At 71.6% G+C, this 15028-nt stretch carries 18 protein-coding genes; 11 read left to right on the top strand and 7 right to left on the bottom strand.

Annotated features, from left to right (window positions below; translation table 11 throughout):
- The first annotated feature begins 91 nt into the window (after positions 1–91).
- From AB0C26_RS01225 to AB0C26_RS01205, 5 genes are all read left to right on the top strand, one after another.
- The gene (locus tag AB0C26_RS01225; protein WP_360239582.1) at positions 92–1261 is read left to right on the top strand and encodes a mechanosensitive ion channel domain-containing protein; all 1170 of its coding nucleotides are present in this window, start codon (positions 92–94) and stop codon (positions 1259–1261) included.
- A gap of 79 nt (positions 1262–1340) precedes the next feature.
- Positions 1341–1778: a phage holin family protein gene (locus tag AB0C26_RS01220; protein WP_360239579.1), complete on the top strand. Its 438-nt coding sequence runs from the start codon at positions 1341–1343 to the stop codon at positions 1776–1778.
- Positions 1775–2095, top strand: coding sequence for a DUF3618 domain-containing protein (locus AB0C26_RS01215; RefSeq protein ID WP_360239576.1), 321 nt, complete (start codon positions 1775–1777; stop codon positions 2093–2095). The genes AB0C26_RS01220 and AB0C26_RS01215 overlap by 4 nt, the downstream gene beginning before the upstream one ends.
- Positions 2092–2364 carry a DUF4235 domain-containing protein gene (locus AB0C26_RS01210; RefSeq protein WP_360239573.1) on the top strand — a complete coding sequence of 91 codons (273 nt, stop codon included), beginning with the start codon at positions 2092–2094 and terminating at the stop codon, positions 2362–2364. The genes AB0C26_RS01215 and AB0C26_RS01210 overlap by 4 nt, the downstream gene beginning before the upstream one ends.
- A 281-nt stretch (positions 2365–2645) precedes the next feature.
- A complete protein-coding gene (locus AB0C26_RS01205; protein ID WP_011905669.1) occupies positions 2646–2849 on the top strand; it encodes a cold-shock protein in 204 nt (67 codons plus the stop codon).
- Positions 2850–2965: 116 nt separating this feature from the next.
- Here the strand turns inward: AB0C26_RS01205 and AB0C26_RS01200 are convergent, their stop codons facing one another.
- Together AB0C26_RS01200 and AB0C26_RS01195 are read right to left on the bottom strand one after the other, a co-directional pair.
- On the bottom strand, positions 2966–3202 hold the full coding sequence (locus AB0C26_RS01200) for a hypothetical protein (protein WP_360239570.1): 237 nt from the start codon (positions 3200–3202) through the stop codon (positions 2966–2968).
- Complete coding sequence (locus AB0C26_RS01195; protein ID WP_360239567.1) at positions 3196–4173, bottom strand: aldo/keto reductase; 978 nt, start codon at positions 4171–4173, stop codon at positions 3196–3198. Before AB0C26_RS01195 ends, AB0C26_RS01200 begins: the two co-directional genes overlap by 7 nt.
- Positions 4174–4242: 69 nt before the next feature.
- Here AB0C26_RS01195 and AB0C26_RS01190 point away from each other — a divergent pair, with 69 nt between their 5' ends.
- Positions 4243–5004 carry a trans-aconitate 2-methyltransferase gene (locus AB0C26_RS01190; RefSeq protein WP_360239565.1) on the top strand — a complete coding sequence of 254 codons (762 nt, stop codon included), beginning with the start codon at positions 4243–4245 and terminating at the stop codon, positions 5002–5004.
- 17 nt (positions 5005–5021) lie between these two features.
- A complete protein-coding gene (locus AB0C26_RS01185) occupies positions 5022–6044 on the top strand; it encodes an adenosine deaminase (RefSeq protein ID WP_360239562.1) in 1023 nt (340 codons plus the stop codon).
- On the opposite strand, the gene AB0C26_RS01180 is transcribed toward AB0C26_RS01185, so the two are convergent.
- The 4 genes from AB0C26_RS01180 to AB0C26_RS01165 form a co-directional block, all read right to left on the bottom strand.
- Positions 6023–6181, bottom strand: a complete 159-nt coding sequence (locus AB0C26_RS01180) for a hypothetical protein (protein ID WP_179855454.1) — start codon at positions 6179–6181, stop codon at positions 6023–6025. The genes AB0C26_RS01185 and AB0C26_RS01180 overlap by 22 nt on opposite strands.
- A gap of 14 nt (positions 6182–6195) precedes the next feature.
- Positions 6196–8436 (bottom strand): RICIN domain-containing protein, encoded by a 2241-nt coding sequence (locus AB0C26_RS01175; RefSeq protein WP_360239558.1) that lies wholly within the window; start codon positions 8434–8436, stop codon positions 6196–6198.
- A 204-nt stretch (positions 8437–8640) separates the two neighbouring features.
- Entirely contained in the window at positions 8641–9996 is a 1356-nt protein-coding gene (locus AB0C26_RS01170; RefSeq protein ID WP_360239555.1) for a HAMP domain-containing sensor histidine kinase, read from the bottom strand.
- 38 nt (positions 9997–10034) lie between these two features.
- The gene (locus tag AB0C26_RS01165; protein WP_360239552.1) at positions 10035–10724 is read right to left on the bottom strand and encodes a response regulator transcription factor; all 690 of its coding nucleotides are present in this window, start codon (positions 10722–10724) and stop codon (positions 10035–10037) included.
- Between the two features lie 96 nt (positions 10725–10820).
- Here AB0C26_RS01165 and AB0C26_RS01160 point away from each other — a divergent pair, with 96 nt between their 5' ends.
- The 4 genes from AB0C26_RS01160 (at position 10821) to AB0C26_RS01145 (ending at position 14354) form a co-directional block, all read left to right on the top strand.
- Positions 10821–11708: an ADP-ribosylglycohydrolase family protein gene (locus AB0C26_RS01160; protein WP_360239549.1), complete on the top strand. Its 888-nt coding sequence runs from the start codon at positions 10821–10823 to the stop codon at positions 11706–11708.
- 77 nt (positions 11709–11785) lie between these two features.
- Positions 11786–13039, top strand: coding sequence for a sensor domain-containing diguanylate cyclase (locus AB0C26_RS01155; RefSeq protein WP_360239546.1), 1254 nt, complete (start codon positions 11786–11788; stop codon positions 13037–13039).
- A gap of 56 nt (positions 13040–13095) precedes the next feature.
- Complete coding sequence (locus tag AB0C26_RS01150) at positions 13096–13560, top strand: HIT domain-containing protein (protein WP_360243436.1); 465 nt, start codon at positions 13096–13098, stop codon at positions 13558–13560.
- Complete coding sequence (locus AB0C26_RS01145; protein WP_360239543.1) at positions 13548–14354, top strand: endonuclease/exonuclease/phosphatase family protein; 807 nt, start codon at positions 13548–13550, stop codon at positions 14352–14354. Before AB0C26_RS01150 ends, AB0C26_RS01145 begins: the two co-directional genes overlap by 13 nt.
- Positions 14355–14370: 16 nt before the next feature.
- Here AB0C26_RS01145 and AB0C26_RS01140 read toward each other — a convergent pair whose 3' ends face one another.
- Positions 14371–14928: a TetR/AcrR family transcriptional regulator gene (locus AB0C26_RS01140; protein WP_360239540.1), complete on the bottom strand. Its 558-nt coding sequence runs from the start codon at positions 14926–14928 to the stop codon at positions 14371–14373.
- Between the last annotated feature and the right edge of the window lie 100 nt (positions 14929–15028).

The raw sequence follows: 15028 nt of genomic DNA, 5'->3' as shown, positions 1-15028 counted from the left end.
ATTTCCCTCTTCCGCTGCGGGACAGTTGCGGGGACCGGCGACCTGGGCAAGGTAGGTCGCCGTTCCCCGTTTTCGGCGACAGGAGAGGAATGTGCCTGACGTACTGAGGGCAACGCTGATCGTTCTCGGGTCGGCGGCCCTCGCCGTAGTGGTGGTGGAGATCCTGCACCGGCTGGTCACCAAGGCCGGTCACCGGTCGGCCATCGCGGCCGACCTGGCCCGTACGACCCACCGCCCGTTCCTGGCCACTGCCACGGTCTTCGCCGTGCAGCAGGCGATCCGGGCCGGCGCCGGCGAGTTCCCGGCCCGGGCGGGAGTGCTGCACACCCTGGTGATCCTGTTCATCGCCTCGTTCGCCTGGCTGGTGGCGGCGTTGTTGCTGGTGCTGGAGGACGCCGCGCTCAACCGCTGGCGCCTCGACGTGCCGGACAACCTCAAGCGCCGCCGCTTCAAGACGCAGGTGGTGATCCTGCGCCGGGTCACCGTGGCCGCCATCGTGGTCATGGCGCTCGGCGTCGCGCTGATGACCTTCCCGAACATCCGGGCGCTGGGCGCCAGCGTGCTGGCCTCGGCCGGCATCGTCAGCGTGGTCGCGGCCCTGGCCGCGCAGAGCACGCTCGGCAACGTCTTCGCCGGCCTGCAGCTCGCCTTCAGCGACGCCGTGCGGGTAGACGACGTCGTGGTGGTCGAGGGGGAGTGGGGCCGCATCGAGGAGCTCACCCTCACCTACGTGGCGGTGCAGATCTGGGACGACCGGCGGCTCATCCTGCCCACCTCCTACTTCACCACCAAACCCTTCCAGAACTGGACGCGTACGGGTTCCGCGGTGCTCGGCACGGCGGAGGTCGACGTGGACTGGGCCACCGACATCGAGCCTTTGCGTACGGAGTTGCGCAGCACCTGCGAGGGCTCGGAGCTGTGGGACGGCCGGGTCTGCGTGCTCCAGGTGACCGACGCGGTGGGTGGCATGGTCCGGTTGCGCGCGCTGGTCAGCGCCAACGACGCCGGCGCGCTGTGGGATCTGCGCTGCCTGGTGCGCGAGCGGCTGGTCACCTTCATCTGGCGGCACCAGCGCGACTCGATGCCGCGGGTGCGGGCCGATCTGAGCCAGCCCGGCCCGGCCGGTCCCGTACGGCCGGTCCCCAAGCCCGATCCCGACTCGCCGGACTCCCGCGTTTTCTCGGGAGGGGACGACGGCGACAGCCGGGGCATCGCCTTCGGCGGGCCGGAGGAGCCGGTGGCGGCGACGGGCCAGCGTTGATCGCTTTTGCCGGGTTTCCAGCAACAGGATTGACTCTCCGGTGATCAGGGCATACACCGGGACACGGAAGGAGGTCACCATGGCCGATGTTCTGAACGGCAGTGAGGCCAAACCGCTCGCCGATCAGTCCACCGCCGAGTTGGTGCAGCGCGCGAGCGACCAGATCAGCAGGTTGGTTCGTGACGAGCTGGCGCTGGCCAAGGCGGAACTCGCGGAGAAGGGCAAGCACGCCGGCATCGGGATCGGCCTGTTCGCCGGAGGCGGCGTCTTCGCGCTGTACGGCGTGGGTGCCCTCATCGCGACGCTGATCATCGTGTTCAGTCTGTTCCTGGACCTGTGGCTGGCGGCTCTGATCGTCACGGTGGCGCTCTTCGTGGTCGCCGGCGTGCTGGCCCTGATCGGCAAGAAGCAGGTGTCCAAGGCGGTGCCGCCCGAGCCGAGCGCCGCGATCGAGAGCGTCAAGGCCGACGTCGACGAGGTCAAGCTGGCCGTCGCTAAGGAGCGGAACCGGGCATGAGCGTGGACGACAAGAGTCAGCCCCCGGCGCCGAAACCGACGGTCGAGGAGCTGCGGGCCGAGATCAAGCAGACCCGGGCCGAGCTCGGCGAGACCGTGCAGGCGCTCGCGGCCAAGGCCGACGTCAAGGCGCGGGCCAAGGACCAGGTCGAGCAGACGAAGCAGCGTGTCCTGGACAAGGTGCGCTCGACCGCCGACAAGGTCAACCAGACTGGTGAGGACGCGGTACGGACCAGTCCCGTGCCGCTGCAGTTGGTCGTGGCCGGTGTGGTCGCGATCGTGGGTGTCATTCTGATCGTTCGAGGGAGGCGCCGGTGAGCGGCAAGGTTTCCAAGCTCGCCTACAAGCCGGTCGGGATTCTGCTGGGCATCGGGGCGGGCACGATCGCCGGCTTCGTCTTCAAAGAGGTCTGGAAGGTCGCCTCGGGAGACGACGACGCGCCGAACGCCACCGATGAGGACCGTGGATGGGGCGAGATTCTCGCGGCGGCCGCGTTGCAGGGGGCGATCTTCGCACTCGTGAAGGCGGCCGTCGATCGAGGCGGCGCCGCCGGTGTTCGGAAACTGACTGGTCAATGGCCGGACTGAAGATGTCTTAACGAGTGAAGGTCTCCCACATCGCGAGAGCGAAGTGGGGGACCTTTTCCGAATCAGCTGACCTTTTTCGTATTGGCTTGGGGGGAGCTTTACGAGGCTCTTTTCAGGTACAGTGTGGCCAGTTTTTGCGTACGTGGTTCGCTGCTTCCGCCGAGATCCTAGATCTTGACGGATGGGACGTGCTCTGAAAGGCCGCCTCACGGCGCCGCTGCTCGAAAACGGTCATCGGCCCGGGCATCACGGGGTCGGCATTTTCAGAAGGAGAGTTCAGCATGGCGCAAGGAACCGTGAAGTGGTTCAACGCAGACAAGGGCTTCGGCTTCATCACCGTTGACGGCGGGGGTGCTGACGTGTTCGTCCACTTCTCGGCCATCCAGACGAGCGGTTACCGCACGCTGGAGGAGAACCAGCGGGTCGAGTTCGAGATCGCCCAGGGCCAGAAGGGCCCGCAGGCGGAGCAGGTTCGCCCGCTCTGAGACCCTGTCGGCCCTAGGCCGGCTGCCGATCGCCTGGCGGAGGTCGGCGTTCCAAACCAATGAATCCCCCGCATCCGGTCTCGGATGCGGGGGATTCGCTCTTTCCCAGAGCTTTTTCAGGCTCGCTTGGAACGGGCCCGGGCGCGCTGACCCAGAATGATCAGAATCAGTCCGGCGATGGCGATGGCGGGGCCGACGAACGACCAGATGGCGACGCCGCTCATCCGACTGTCGGTGATGATGTCCAAACCCTGCAGTGTCCACAGAGCACCGACGACCAGCGCCAACACCCCTAAAGACATGAGAAGCCAGCCTTTGAGCTTTTTCGGAGGCGTTGCCGCTTCGTTCACCATCTGTCGTGAACCTGCGGGCGGATCAGCTCGTCATAGACGGCCGTGACCGTCTCGTGCGTCTCCGCGGACAGGGGCGCGAGGTCGGCCGCGGACGCGTTCGCGTGCGCCTGCGACTGGTTGCGGGCGCCCGGGATGACGACCGTGACGGCCGGCTGGTCGATGATCCAGCGCAGGGCGAACTGGGCCATGGTGGCGCCCGCGGGCACCAGCGGCCGCAGCCGCGACACCGCCTCGAGGCCGGTCGCGAAGTCCACGCCGGAGAAGGTCTCGCCGACGTCGAACGACTCGCCGTGCCGGTTGTAGTTGCGGTGGTCGTTCGCCGCGAAGGTGGTGTGCTCGTCGTACTTGCCGGAGAGCAGGCCGCTGGCCAGCGGCACTCGGGCGATGATGCCCACGCCGGCCTCGGCCGCCGCCGGCAGCACCCGCTCGAGCGGTTTGAGCCGGAACGCGTTGAGGATGATCTGCACGCTGGCCGTGCCCGGGCGGGCGATGGCGGCCAGGGCCTCGTCGACCTTCTCGACGCTCACCCCGTACGCCTTGATCCGCTTCTCCTGGACGAGCGTGTCGAGGGCGTCGTAGACGGCGTCGGTCGAGAAGACCGGCGTCGGCGGGCAGTGCAGCTGCACCAGGTCGAGGGTGTCGACCCCGAGGTTGGCCCGGGACCGGTCGGTCCAGGCCCGGAAGTTGTCGAGCGTGTAGTTGCCGGGCTCCTGGGCGACGCGACGGCCCATCTTGGTCGCGACGGTGAGCTGCGGTTTGTCCTTGATGAAACTGCCGATGATCTGCTCGCTGCGGCCGTCGCCGTAGACGTCGGCCGTATCGATGAAGGTAACGCCGGAGTCCACCGCGGCCTGCAGGGTCGCGTGCGCGTCGGACTCGCTCACCTCGCCCCAGTCGGCACCCAGCTGCCAGGCGCCCAGGCCGATGACCCCGACTGTCCGTCCCATCCTGCGAAAACTTCGATTCTCCACAGGTTCGCACCCTACCGTTCTCCTGATAGTTTGCTTGCAAAACGTACGTACGGTTTGGGAGGAACGATCATGTGGGATCCGGCCGTCTATGCCCGGTACGGCACCGAGCGCTCGCGCCCCTTCTTCGACCTGGTCAACCGCGTCGGCGCGGCCTCGCCCCGAGCGGTCGTGGATCTGGGCTGCGGCCCCGGCGAGCTGACGCTCGCGCTGGCCGAGAGGTGGCCGTCGGCCCGCCTGACCGGCATCGACTCCTCACCCGAGATGATCGAGAAAGCGCGGGCGCACGGTGGGCCTGCGGGTTTCGAGATCGGTGACGTCCGCGACTACCGTCCCGCCGCCGACGTCGACGTGCTGGTCACCAACGCGACGCTGCAGTGGGTGCCGGGACATCAGGACCTGCTGGCCCGCTGGGCGGGGGAGCTGCCGGCCGGCGGGTGGCTGGCCATGCAGGTGCCGGGCAACTTCGGGGCGCCCTCCCACCGGCTGCTGCGCGAGGTCGGCCGCCGCTACGGGCTCGGCGACGTGCTGCGCGAGGCGCCCGTCGACGACCCGGTCGATTACGCCGGGCTGCTGGTCGCGGCCGGGGCCGAGGTCGACGCGTGGGAGACCACATACGTCCATCTGCTCCCGGCCCATGAGCCGGAGCATCCGGTGCTGCGGTGGATGGAGGGGACGGCATTGCGTCCCGTCAAGGCCGCGCTGGACGAGAATGCTTGGCAGTCGTTCCGTGCCGACCTGGCGCGGGAGCTGGCCGGCGCCTACCCGGCGGCCGGCGACTACGTCGCGTTCCCGTTCCGCCGCGTCTTCGTGGTGGCCCGGGTCGCCGCTTGATCGCTCCTGGAGAAGAAATGACCGAGCTGACCTCGTTCATCGCCGGCCTGCCCAAGGCCGAGCTGCACGTCCACCACGTCGGCTCGGCGTCGCCGCGGATCGTCGCCGAACTGGCCGCGCGCCACGAGGGCAGCACGCCGGTGCCGGCCGACCCGGCCGCGCTGGCCGACTACTTCGCCTTCCGCGACTTCGCGCACTTCATCGAGGTGTACCTCAGCGTCGTCGACCTGATCCGCGACGACGAGGACGTGCGGACGCTGACCTACGAGGTGGCCCGCGAGCTCGGCCGCCAGCAGGTCCGGTACGCCGAGCTGACCATCACGCCGTACTCCAGCGTGCGGCGCGGCATCGCGGCCCCGGCCTTCTGCGCGGCCATCGAGGACGCCCGGCGGGCGGCCGCCGAGGAGTTCGGCGTCGAGCTGCGCTGGTGCTTCGACATCCCCGGCGAGGCCGGTCTCGTCTCGGCCGAGGAGACGCTGCGGGTGGCGTTGGAGGAGCAGCCCGACGGCCTGATCAGTTTCGGGCTGGGCGGACCCGAGATCGGCGTACCCCGGCCGCAGTTCAAACCGTTCTTCGACAAGGCCCGCGCGGCCGGGCTGCACAGCGTGCCGCACGCCGGCGAGACCACCGGCCCCGAGACGATCTGGGACGCGCTGCGCGAGCTCGGCGCCGAGCGCATCGGGCACGGCATCTCGGCCGCCCAGGATCCGGCGCTGATGGCCCACCTGGCCGAGCACGGGATCCCGCTGGAGATCTCGCCGACCTCCAACCTGCGGACCCGGGCGGTGCCCTCGCTCGACGAACACCCACTGGCGACCCTGGTCGGCGCCGGCGTGCCGGTGAGCATCAACTCCGACGACCCGCCGATGTTCGGCACGACGCTCGATCAGGAGTACGCGGTCGCCGCCCGCCTGCTCGATCTCGACGCGCGTGGCGTCGCCGGGCTGGCCCGGGCCGGTGTCGAGCAGAGCTTCCTCGCGCCGGAACGCAAGAAGGCCCTGCTCGCCGAGATCGACGACTACACGGAGCGCAACGCGTAAAGGGGCTCCTGCCACACCGCCAGCACGACCACGATCCCGATGGTCAGGATCGCGATCACGCGGATCAGGCGGCGCTTGTTGAACCTGGCGGGGCCCTCCTCGGGCTCTGCCAGGGGCTTGCTCAACGTGCTGGGCATGGCTACCTCCCGGTTCAGTCGGGTACCGCCGTCCAACTCTGGTGACGCTGGCCGTTGCCGTTCTGGAGCACGAGCACCCGGTGGGCGCCGAAACGCTGGCCGCCCACCCCGGCGACCAGGTCGCCGACGGTCGTGCGCAGGGTGAATCCGTACGGCGAGGCCTGCAGGGTCCACTCGGCGCCGCCGGCCGCGCAGTCGACCTGCACGAGGGGCGCGCCGGCGACCACGTCGCCGCCGAGCGGGCCGACGCACTTGTTGGTGGCCCGCGACACCAGCGAGTAGCTGCCGCGGCCGGCCGGCACCAGCTGCCACTGCTGCTGGGCGTCGTCGTCGGTGCCGCTGAGGGTGATCGGCGTGCCGAGGGCGGTCCGGGCCGCGTACAGGTCGGCGGCGCCGCCGGTCAGCGCGTTGGTCAGGGTGAACCACGAGCTCTGGGCGGGCCGGGCGGCCGGCGCCGTCTCGACGGTGACCCGGGCCGCGTACCCGAGGACGGATTTGACCGTGAGCTGATAGCGCGCGGCCGGCCTGAGGCCGATCAGCCGGGCCCGGGTCGCCTTGGTGGTGGCGATCGGCTGCTTGTCGACCCAGACCTCGTACGTCGCGGTCTCGGAGGCGGCGCTCCACGTGAGGCGCACCGAGCTGCTCGTCGCGTCGCGGACCTCGACCACGGCCTGGACCGCGCCGCCCTCCTGGACGCCGTCGCGGGCCGGCACCTTCTCCGTCGGCACGGTGGTGGCCGACGGGCTCGGGCTGACCGTCGCGGCGACCGGCAGGGCCGCCGCCTCGGCCCCGGGGTCCACGGTGGTCTCCTCGTCCGGGACGGCCGGGCTCTCGCTCGGGGTGACCGAGGGGGACGGCGGGGCGTCGCCGCCGCCGTCGGCCGTGCCGGGACCGGCGCTGGGCGTCTCGGTGGGCGCCGGCGTCGTGCTCTCGCTCGGCGTGGGGGAGGACGGCGACGTGGTGGCCGTGGCGGGCGGAGCGGCCGTCTCGGCCGGTTCCGGGGCGCCGGGCACGTCCGGGATGTCGTCGCCGCCGTCGCTGCGCAGCAGGAACTCGCTCTGCGCGACGTTCCAGTTCTTGTCCAGGTAGCTGCCCGGCCTGGGGTCGGTGCTGAAGTAGTCGTCGTGGCCGCAGTCGAGACGCGTCTCGTGCTTCTTGGGGCAGACGGTACGCACCTGCTTGCCCGAGCGGTCGGGCCCGCACAGCAGGTCGTAGTCGTCGAGGCAGTTGCCCAGGCCGCTCGAGTTGGGCGAGCCGGCCTGCATGGCGCCGAGCGAGCGGGTCAGCTCCTGGGCGGCCATGGCCGAGCTCCAGCAACCCGCGTCGACCCGGCCGTACGACGGGCCGCCGTTGTTGCGGTTGCTCAGCCCGGGGCGCCGGTCGGCGACGTAGGTGGCGATACCGCAGTAGACGTTGGCGTCGGCGAACAGCAGGTATTTGCGGTCGGTGCGGTTGTAGCCGAGGGTGCGCAGCGCGGCGATGCTGCCGGCGAACGACCCGAGCTTGCCCGCGGGCACCTGCACCTCGGAGACGTCCACCCGGCACTGCGGGGTGGTCACGAAGCGGACGTGCCGCGAGCCGCCGGTCTCGGCCGCGCTCTCGTCGAAGATCTGGTCGACGCCGGCCGACCACGTGCGGATCGAGCCGAGGAACTCGGTGTACCGGCTCGGCGTGCCGAACTCGTGCAGGTAGATGACCTGGACGCGCTTGCCGCCGCGACCGTCCCCCTCGCAGGCCACGTCGTGCGCGCCGATGATGAAGTCGGCGTCGCCGGGCGCGGCGTCCGGGATCAGGGCCGGCGCGTCGGCGGTCAGCGCGCTGCCGCCCTCGTCGCGGGCGATCTCGGCGTCGGCCGGCACGGCCGAGGCCGGCTCGCGCCGGGGCTGCACCGGCTCGGGGGCCTTGTCCGTGACCGGGCTGACGTCCCGGCGCACCTTGAGGCCGACCGGCGCCGGGTCCGGGCCGTGCGTGCACGTCTGGTCGTCGACCTGGTAGGACCCGGCGCAGACGGTGCCCGCCCGGGCCGGTTGCAGGCCGTCGTAGACCAGGCCCTGGTCGGGCACGTCGCGCGGCATCGAGGTGAGCGCGAGGTCGCGGGTCGGCGCGGTGCCGGCCACGTTGTCCACCACGCTGGGGCCGACCACGCCGCCGACACCCAGCAGCGCGAGGCCGAGGGCGACGGGCAGCAGCCGGTGGCTCCGCGAGCGGGCCGCTCGGCGGTGACCCTTGGGGACCGGCCGGCGGTGGGTGGACAACTCAGCTCCTTGCCTGACGGGTGCGCGGTGGGAGGTGGCGATGGGGCGACCACCTCTCACCGCGCGGGGGCCTCCGCGGCTCGTCTCGTGGGGACGGAACGGGCCGGGAAGCCGGATGGGATCGGAGGGAAGGTTGCCAGCCCGGGCGCGCGGAGGGAACCCCTTTAATACAGATCTAAGCAACGATTCGGTCCCGTTCAATCGTCAGCGGGACGGCTTGCCGCCGCGCTCGCGGGCGAGACGTCCGACAAGGCCGAAACGGTTCACCTGCTTGGGTGTCGCCTCGGCGTCGGCGAGCAGCATGACGACGCTGGCGCCGCCCATCGCGGCCCGGTCGAGGTCGACCGATCCGCCGGCGGCCTGGGCCGCGCGGCGGGCGATGTCGAGCCCGAGACCGGTCGAACCCTGATTGCTCTGGCCGCGTTGCATCGCTCTCTCCGGATCGGGAATTCCCGGGCCCGCGTCGTCGACCCGCACCGCCACCCAGCCGTCGCGCCGGGAGATGCCCACTTCGAACGCCGTGCCCTGAGGGGTGTAGCGGAACACATTACCCAGAATCGCGTCGAGGGCGGCCGCCAGTTCGGCCCGGGCCACCGGCACCGGGATGCGCATCTGCGCCCCCACCACCCGGTAGGTGCGGTTCTGGTCGTCGGCGAGCGCCGACCAGAAGGTCATCCGTTCGCGTACCACCTCGCTGACGTCACAGACGCCGGGCTCGGGCGCGGAGGCCACCTGGGCCGCGACCGCCTGCCGGGTGGTGTTGATCAGCTGGTTGACCTCGCCCTCGAGGGTGACGATGGCCTGCCGGATGCGGCGGATGCCGCGCCGGCGGTCGACCTCGTCGGCGGTCAGGTCGATGATCTGGGTGTCGTCCGGGTCGAGCGCCTCGGCGTCCAGGCGCAGCGCGGTCAGCGGGGTGCGCAGCCGGTGCGACAGGTCGGCGACCAGCTCGCGTTCGTTGGTGCGCGAGGTGACCAGGCGGTCGGCCATCCGGTTGAAGGCGTACCCGGCCTCGGCCAGCTCGCGCGGGCCGGACGGCGTGATCCGCACGCCGAGGTCGCCGCCGCCGACGGCCAGGGCCGCGTGCACCAGGTTGCGCGCCGAGTTGACGGCGCCCCGGGCCAGCCGGTCGACCACGATCACGGCGCCCGCGACCAGCACCAGCGCGATGCCGAACAGCAGCCACCAGTCCCGCGCGGTGCCCTCCCTCAGCTCGGCGTCGGGCACGAAGACCTCGACCACGGCCGTACGGCTACCGACCGTCACCGGTTGCAGACGGGCCACCCCGCCGTCCACGTCCACGGTGATCGTGCCGCCACTGCTCGCGGCGCGCCGTACGTCCTCGGCCGGGGCCTGGCCGCCGGCGGCCTGGCCGGGCGGGTGGACGGTGGTCTGGCCACCGGCCGCGACCACGGTGGCGGTCACGCCCTTGGCCGGCGCGCCCGAGGCGATGGCGCCGGCCACGGTGGCGCTGCGCCGTTCGGCGGCGGCCAAGGCCTGGTCACGGTGGTCGTTGCGGAGTTCCCAGCCGAGCGGGATCAGGAAGGCCAGCGCGGCCACGGCGGTGGTGGCGGCCGTCGTGTAGGCCAGCCGGGCCCTCAGTCCGGCGCCACCAACCGGAATCCGACCCCCCGCACGGTGCGCAGGTAGCGAGGTTTCGCCGCGGACTCGCCCAGTTTCCGGCGTAGCCAGTACAGGTGCACGTCGATCGTCTGGTCCTCGCCGACCGATGGCTGTCGCCATACCTCCTCCAACAGCTCACGGCGTGAGACAACTCGGCCCGGACGGGCGGCGAGGTACGCCAGCAGGTCGAACTCCTTGCGGGTCAGCGCCAGCGGCTGATCCGCCAGGGTGGCGCTGCGCTCGCCCACGTCCACCCGCAGCTCGCCCACCTCGTGCACGGCCGGCTGGGCCGTGCGGCTGGCGCGGCCGACGCGCCGCAGCACGGTGGCGATGCGGGCGTCCAGGTGGGCGCCGGTGAACGGCTTGACCATGTAGTCGTCGGCGCCGGCGCGCAGCAGCCGGACGACGGTCTGCTCGTCGTCGCGGGCGGTGGCGATGATGATCGGGATGTCGGTGATGCCGCGCAGCATGCGCAGCGCGTCCGAGCCGTCCAGATCGGGCAGCCCCAGATCGAGCACCACCAGGTCGGGCGTCTCGGCGGCGACCCGGCGCAGCGCGTCCAGCGCCGTGCCGACGGCGTGCACGGCGTGTCCCCGATCGGCGAGCGAACGGAGCATGGCGCCGCGCACGACGTGATCGTCCTCGACGAGCAACACCGTGGCCATGCGAAGAAGGTACTGCGGTTGGCAAGCTGGTCCTAACCGGTCATCCAGGGACACCGGTCGATTACCTAACGTGACCTATTACTATCCGTACTGCCGATGTCATTCACTCTTTTTCCCGGTACGCGCTTGGCCCTGGCCCTCGAGAGCCTTGCGGGCCTGAGCGTGGGCGACGCGCTCGGCGCTCAGCACTTCGTGGCCAAGGTCGACCTGGCCGATCCACCGCCCGCACCCTGGGAGTGGACCGACGACACCGAGGAAGCCTGCTGCCTGGTCGCGGTGCTCACCGAGGGCGACTTCGACCGCGACCGCTTCGCCGACCTGCTCGGGCGCCACCACGACCCGTACCGCGGCTATGGTCCCGGCGCGGTGGTGATGCTGCGCGAGATCCGCGAGGGGCTGCCCTGGCCGATCGCCGCGGCCGCCGCCTTCGACGGGCAGGGCTCGGCCGGCAACGGCGCCGCCATGCGGGCCGCACCGCTCGGCGCCTGGCACGCCGACTCGCTGACCCACGCGGCCGCCCAGGGCGCCCGCGCCGCCGAGGTCACCCACGCGCACGCCGAGGGCATCGCCGGCGGGGTCGCGGTCACGGTCGCGGCGGCCGTGGCGGCGGCGGGCCGGCTCGACGGGCAGCGGCCACCGCTGCTGCGGGCGGTCGCCGCGCACACCCCCGACGGGCCCGTGCGCGACGGCCTGGTGGCCGCGGCCCGGATCACCGACCCCGGCGAGGCCGCGTACGAGCTGGGCAACGGCGCCCGGGCCATGGCCCGCGACACCGTGCCGTTCGCGGTGTGGGTGGCCGAGAAGTTCCTCGACGACTACCCGGCGGCGATCGGCGCGTGCGCCACCGCCGGCGGCGACGTGGACACCACCTGCGCCATCGCCGGGGGCATCGTGGCCGCGTACACCGGCCTGGACGGCATTCCGCCGTCCTGGTTGTCGGCCCGCGAGCCGCTGCCCGGCTGGCTGGCCGCCGCGACCGAGTGACCGGCCCGGTGATCTGCCACCCATTCGCTACCTCGGGTCGGGTCAGGTGAATCCGGCGGGCGCCGATCTGCACCGCCGTGATCAAGAGCGAGAACGTGCTGGCCGGTTCGGGCCTCATCGTCGCGGCAGCGTGGTGGCTGATCGAGCCGACCGCCCGCGGCGGCGTGGAGGCGGCGGCCATCCTGGTCATGCTGGTGCTGCTCTCGCGCCTGCTCGCCGACCGGAACGAGAGCCTGCGCGCCCTGCGCCGGGCGGTCGCCCGGGAGCACGTGCTCAGCCAGCTCGGCACCTCCCTGATCATGACCACCGAGGCGGCCGAGGTGCACCGGCTCGCGGTGACCGCCGCCGGCGAGCTGCTGGCCGAGTGCCCCGGCGCCCGGGCCTCGACGGTCGAGGCGTCGGCCGAGGGCTTCTCGATCGCCGACTCGGCCGGTGACGACACCGGCGCCGTGCTCGGCCGCCAGGTGCCGGCGGCCAGCGTCCCGCCCGAGATCCTGACCCGGCTGATGGCCGGCGAGGTGGTCCGGGTGGCCGACATGGCCGCGGCCGGGTACGCCGACGTCGACCGGGCGACCCAACGCCCGTACATCCTGATGCCCCTGCGCAACGGCGACCGGTTCCTCGGCGTGCTCAGCGTCAGCGCCGACGCCGAACTGCCGGCCGAGGTGTTCCAGGCCCTTCAGGCGCTGCGCACCCAGGTGTCGCTGGCGCTGGCCAGCGTGGCCCTGACCGCCGAGCTGACCGATCGTGCCCTGCACGACCCGCTCACCGGGCTGGCCAACCGCGCGCTGCTGCGCGAACGGCTCACCGTCGCGCTGTCCCGCTCGCGCCGCAGCGGCCGCCCGGTCGGCGCCCTGCTGCTCGACCTCAACGGCTTCAAGCGGGTGAACGACATGCACGGGCACGCGGCCGGCGACGACCTGCTCAAGGTGGTGGCCGAACGGCTGCGCCGGTGCGTGCGTACGGAAGACGTGGTCGGCCGCCTCGGCGGGGACGAATTCGTGATCATCGCCGAGGACCTGCGGTCGGCCCGCGACGCCATGGTGATCGCGGACCGGGTCGTGGCCGCGCTGAACGAGACGGTACCGGTCGGGCGCCGGCAGCTGAGCACCCCGGCCAGCATCGGCATCGCCCTGTCCCACACCGACGTCAAGGACCCCGACGAGCTGCTGCGGATGGCCGACGCGGCGATGTACACGGCCAAGCGGCGCGGCGGCGGATCGTACGAGCTGCACGGCGCCACGTCGTACGCACCGGATGTCCTTCCCGCCGGGACCGTCCTCCCGGCCGCCGGGACCGTGGACCGGCGGCGGCCTAAGCTGCCCGTGTGACGGACGACGCTGCGTACGCCGAGACGGGTGAGCCGGACGGCCTGGAGCGGCTGTGGATGCCGCACCGGCTGGCCTACGTCACCGGCGAGGACCGCCCCGACGGCTGCCCGTTCTGCCTGGCCCCCGGCCTGCCCGAGGCGGACAGCCTGGTGGTGGCGCGCGGCGAGACCGTGTACGCGATCCTGAACCTGTACCCGTACAACCCCGGCCACCTCATGATCGTCCCGTTCCGGCACGTCGCCGACTACACGGACCTGACCGAGGACGAGACGGCCGAGCTGGCCGCCCTCACCCGGACCGGCATGCGGGTGCTGCGCTCGGTGAGCAGCCCGCACGGTTTCAACATCGGCATGAACCAGGGCTCGATTGCCGGCGCCGGCATCGCCGCCCACCTGCACCAGCACATCGTGCCCCGCTGGGGCGGCGACGCGAACTTCATGCCGGTGATCGGCCGCACGAAGGTCCTGCCCCAGCTGCTCGGCGAAACCCGGCAGCTCCTCATCAAAGCGTGGCCGTCGTAGTGCGGATCGCGAGCGTGAACGCGTGGGGTGGCGCGCTGTTCGACCAGCTGGCCGGGTGGCTGCCGGAAAGCGGGGCGGACGTCGTCTGCCTGCAGGAGGTGACGCGGACCCCGGGCCTGAGCGGGTGGACGCGCTTCGCGGACGAACACCGAAGTCTGCCCCAGCGAGCCGACCTTCTGCGGGACGTCCAGGTCGCGCTGCCAGGCCACCAGGCGATCTTCGTGGCGAGTGACGCCGGGCCCGTGGCGGACGGCGAGGGGGTTCGCCATCGACAGGACTTCGGCGTGGCGACGCTGATCGCCGACCATCTGCCCGTCATCGGTGTCGACTCGGCGTTCGTCCACGGCGAATTCGCCGATCACGTCGAATGGAGTGTCGCGGACCGGCCCCGCGTCGCGCTTGCCGTGCGTACGGCCGACCGCGCCGCCGGCCGCCCGGTCTGGATCGTCCAGGTGCACGGGCTGCGCGACCCGGCGGGCAAGGCGGACAGCCCGGCCCGTCGCCGGCAGGCGGAGCGGCTCGCGGAACTCGTGGTCCGCATCCGCGGCCCGCGTGACCTGGTGGTGCTCTGCGGAGACTTCAACCTGCGGCCCGAGAGCGAGACGTTCGGCATCCTCGCGGAGGTGGGTCTCACCGATCTGGTCGGAGAGGCTGACACCCGGACATCGCACTACGGCAAGCCGGTACGCCACGCGAGCTACCTGCTGGTGTCGGACATCGCCGCGGTCAAGAACTTCGACATCATGGCCGCGCCGGAGGTCTCGGACCATCGCGCGCTGATCCTCGACCTCTGAGCCGCGGAAGCTGCCCTCAGGCGCTGGGGCGGGGCAGCTGCTGGAGGCCGGCGACGATCTGGTCGGGGCCGGGGGCGCCGGCCGGGTCGGTCAGCCACTGGGTGACGATGCCCGAGAGCAGGGCCATCTGTACCGAGCCGACGCCGCGGGCGGTCGCGTCGTCGATCTGATCCTCCGGTACGCCCAGCGCTATCGCGGCCATGCCCCGCCGGCCCGCGTCGAGGCCGGCCGCCAGCTGTTCGCGAAGGACCGGGTTGTGCTCGGCCTGGATCATCACCTCGACGCTGGCCAGCCACAGCGGCCGGTCGGCCTCGATCGACGCGATGATGCGCCGCCAGAAACCGGCCGGTGTGCCGTCGCCGGAGGACAGGGCCCTGTCCAGGGTCTCGCCCCACTCCTGCATGGCGGCGAGCATGGCCGCTGTCATCAGCGCCTCGGTCGAGCCGTAGTGGTAGCCGATCGATCCCAGGTTGGTGCCGGAGAGGGCCACGATGTCGCGCGCCGTGGTTCGCGCGTACCCCTTCTCGTACAGCGCTCGCTTGGCTCCCGCCAGCAGGTCTTCCCGGTGCCCCATGACCGTGGATCCTAACTTCTATACAAACGTATAAGACGTTTGTATAGTACGAGGCATGACGATCCTCATCTCGGGCGCCGGCGTGGCCGGCCCGGCATTG

It is taken from the genome of Actinoplanes sp. NPDC048796, from assembly GCF_040650035.1.
In the GTDB taxonomy this organism is placed as follows: domain Bacteria; phylum Actinomycetota; class Actinomycetes; order Mycobacteriales; family Micromonosporaceae; genus Actinoplanes.
The sequence above is the reverse complement of the archived record's forward strand: the minus strand, read 5'-3'. Positions and strand labels throughout refer to the sequence as shown.

Bases quoted from the DNA above. Each gene is read 5' to 3' on its own strand.
- AB0C26_RS01220 (WP_360239579.1), top strand. From the start codon at position 1,341: ATGGCCGATGTTCTGAACGGCAGTGAGGCCAAACCGCTCGCCGATCAG.
- AB0C26_RS01215 (WP_360239576.1), top strand. From the start codon at position 1,775: ATGAGCGTGGACGACAAGAGTCAGCCCCCGGCGCCGAAACCGACGGTC.
- AB0C26_RS01205 (WP_011905669.1), top strand. From the start codon at position 2,646: ATGGCGCAAGGAACCGTGAAGTGGTTCAACGCAGACAAGGGCTTCGGC.
- AB0C26_RS01200 (WP_360239570.1), bottom strand. From the start codon at position 3,202: ATGGTGAACGAAGCGGCAACGCCTCCGAAAAAGCTCAAAGGCTGGCTT.
- AB0C26_RS01190 (WP_360239565.1), top strand. From the start codon at position 4,243: ATGTGGGATCCGGCCGTCTATGCCCGGTACGGCACCGAGCGCTCGCGC.
- AB0C26_RS01185 (WP_360239562.1), top strand. From the start codon at position 5,022: ATGACCGAGCTGACCTCGTTCATCGCCGGCCTGCCCAAGGCCGAGCTG.
- AB0C26_RS01180 (WP_179855454.1), bottom strand. From the start codon at position 6,181: ATGCCCAGCACGTTGAGCAAGCCCCTGGCAGAGCCCGAGGAGGGCCCC.
- AB0C26_RS01165 (WP_360239552.1), bottom strand. From the start codon at position 10,724: ATGGCCACGGTGTTGCTCGTCGAGGACGATCACGTCGTGCGCGGCGCC.
- AB0C26_RS01160 (WP_360239549.1), top strand. From the start codon at position 10,821: ATGTCATTCACTCTTTTTCCCGGTACGCGCTTGGCCCTGGCCCTCGAG.
- AB0C26_RS01150 (WP_360243436.1), top strand. From the start codon at position 13,096: ATGCCGCACCGGCTGGCCTACGTCACCGGCGAGGACCGCCCCGACGGC.
- AB0C26_RS01140 (WP_360239540.1), bottom strand. From the start codon at position 14,928: ATGGGGCACCGGGAAGACCTGCTGGCGGGAGCCAAGCGAGCGCTGTAC.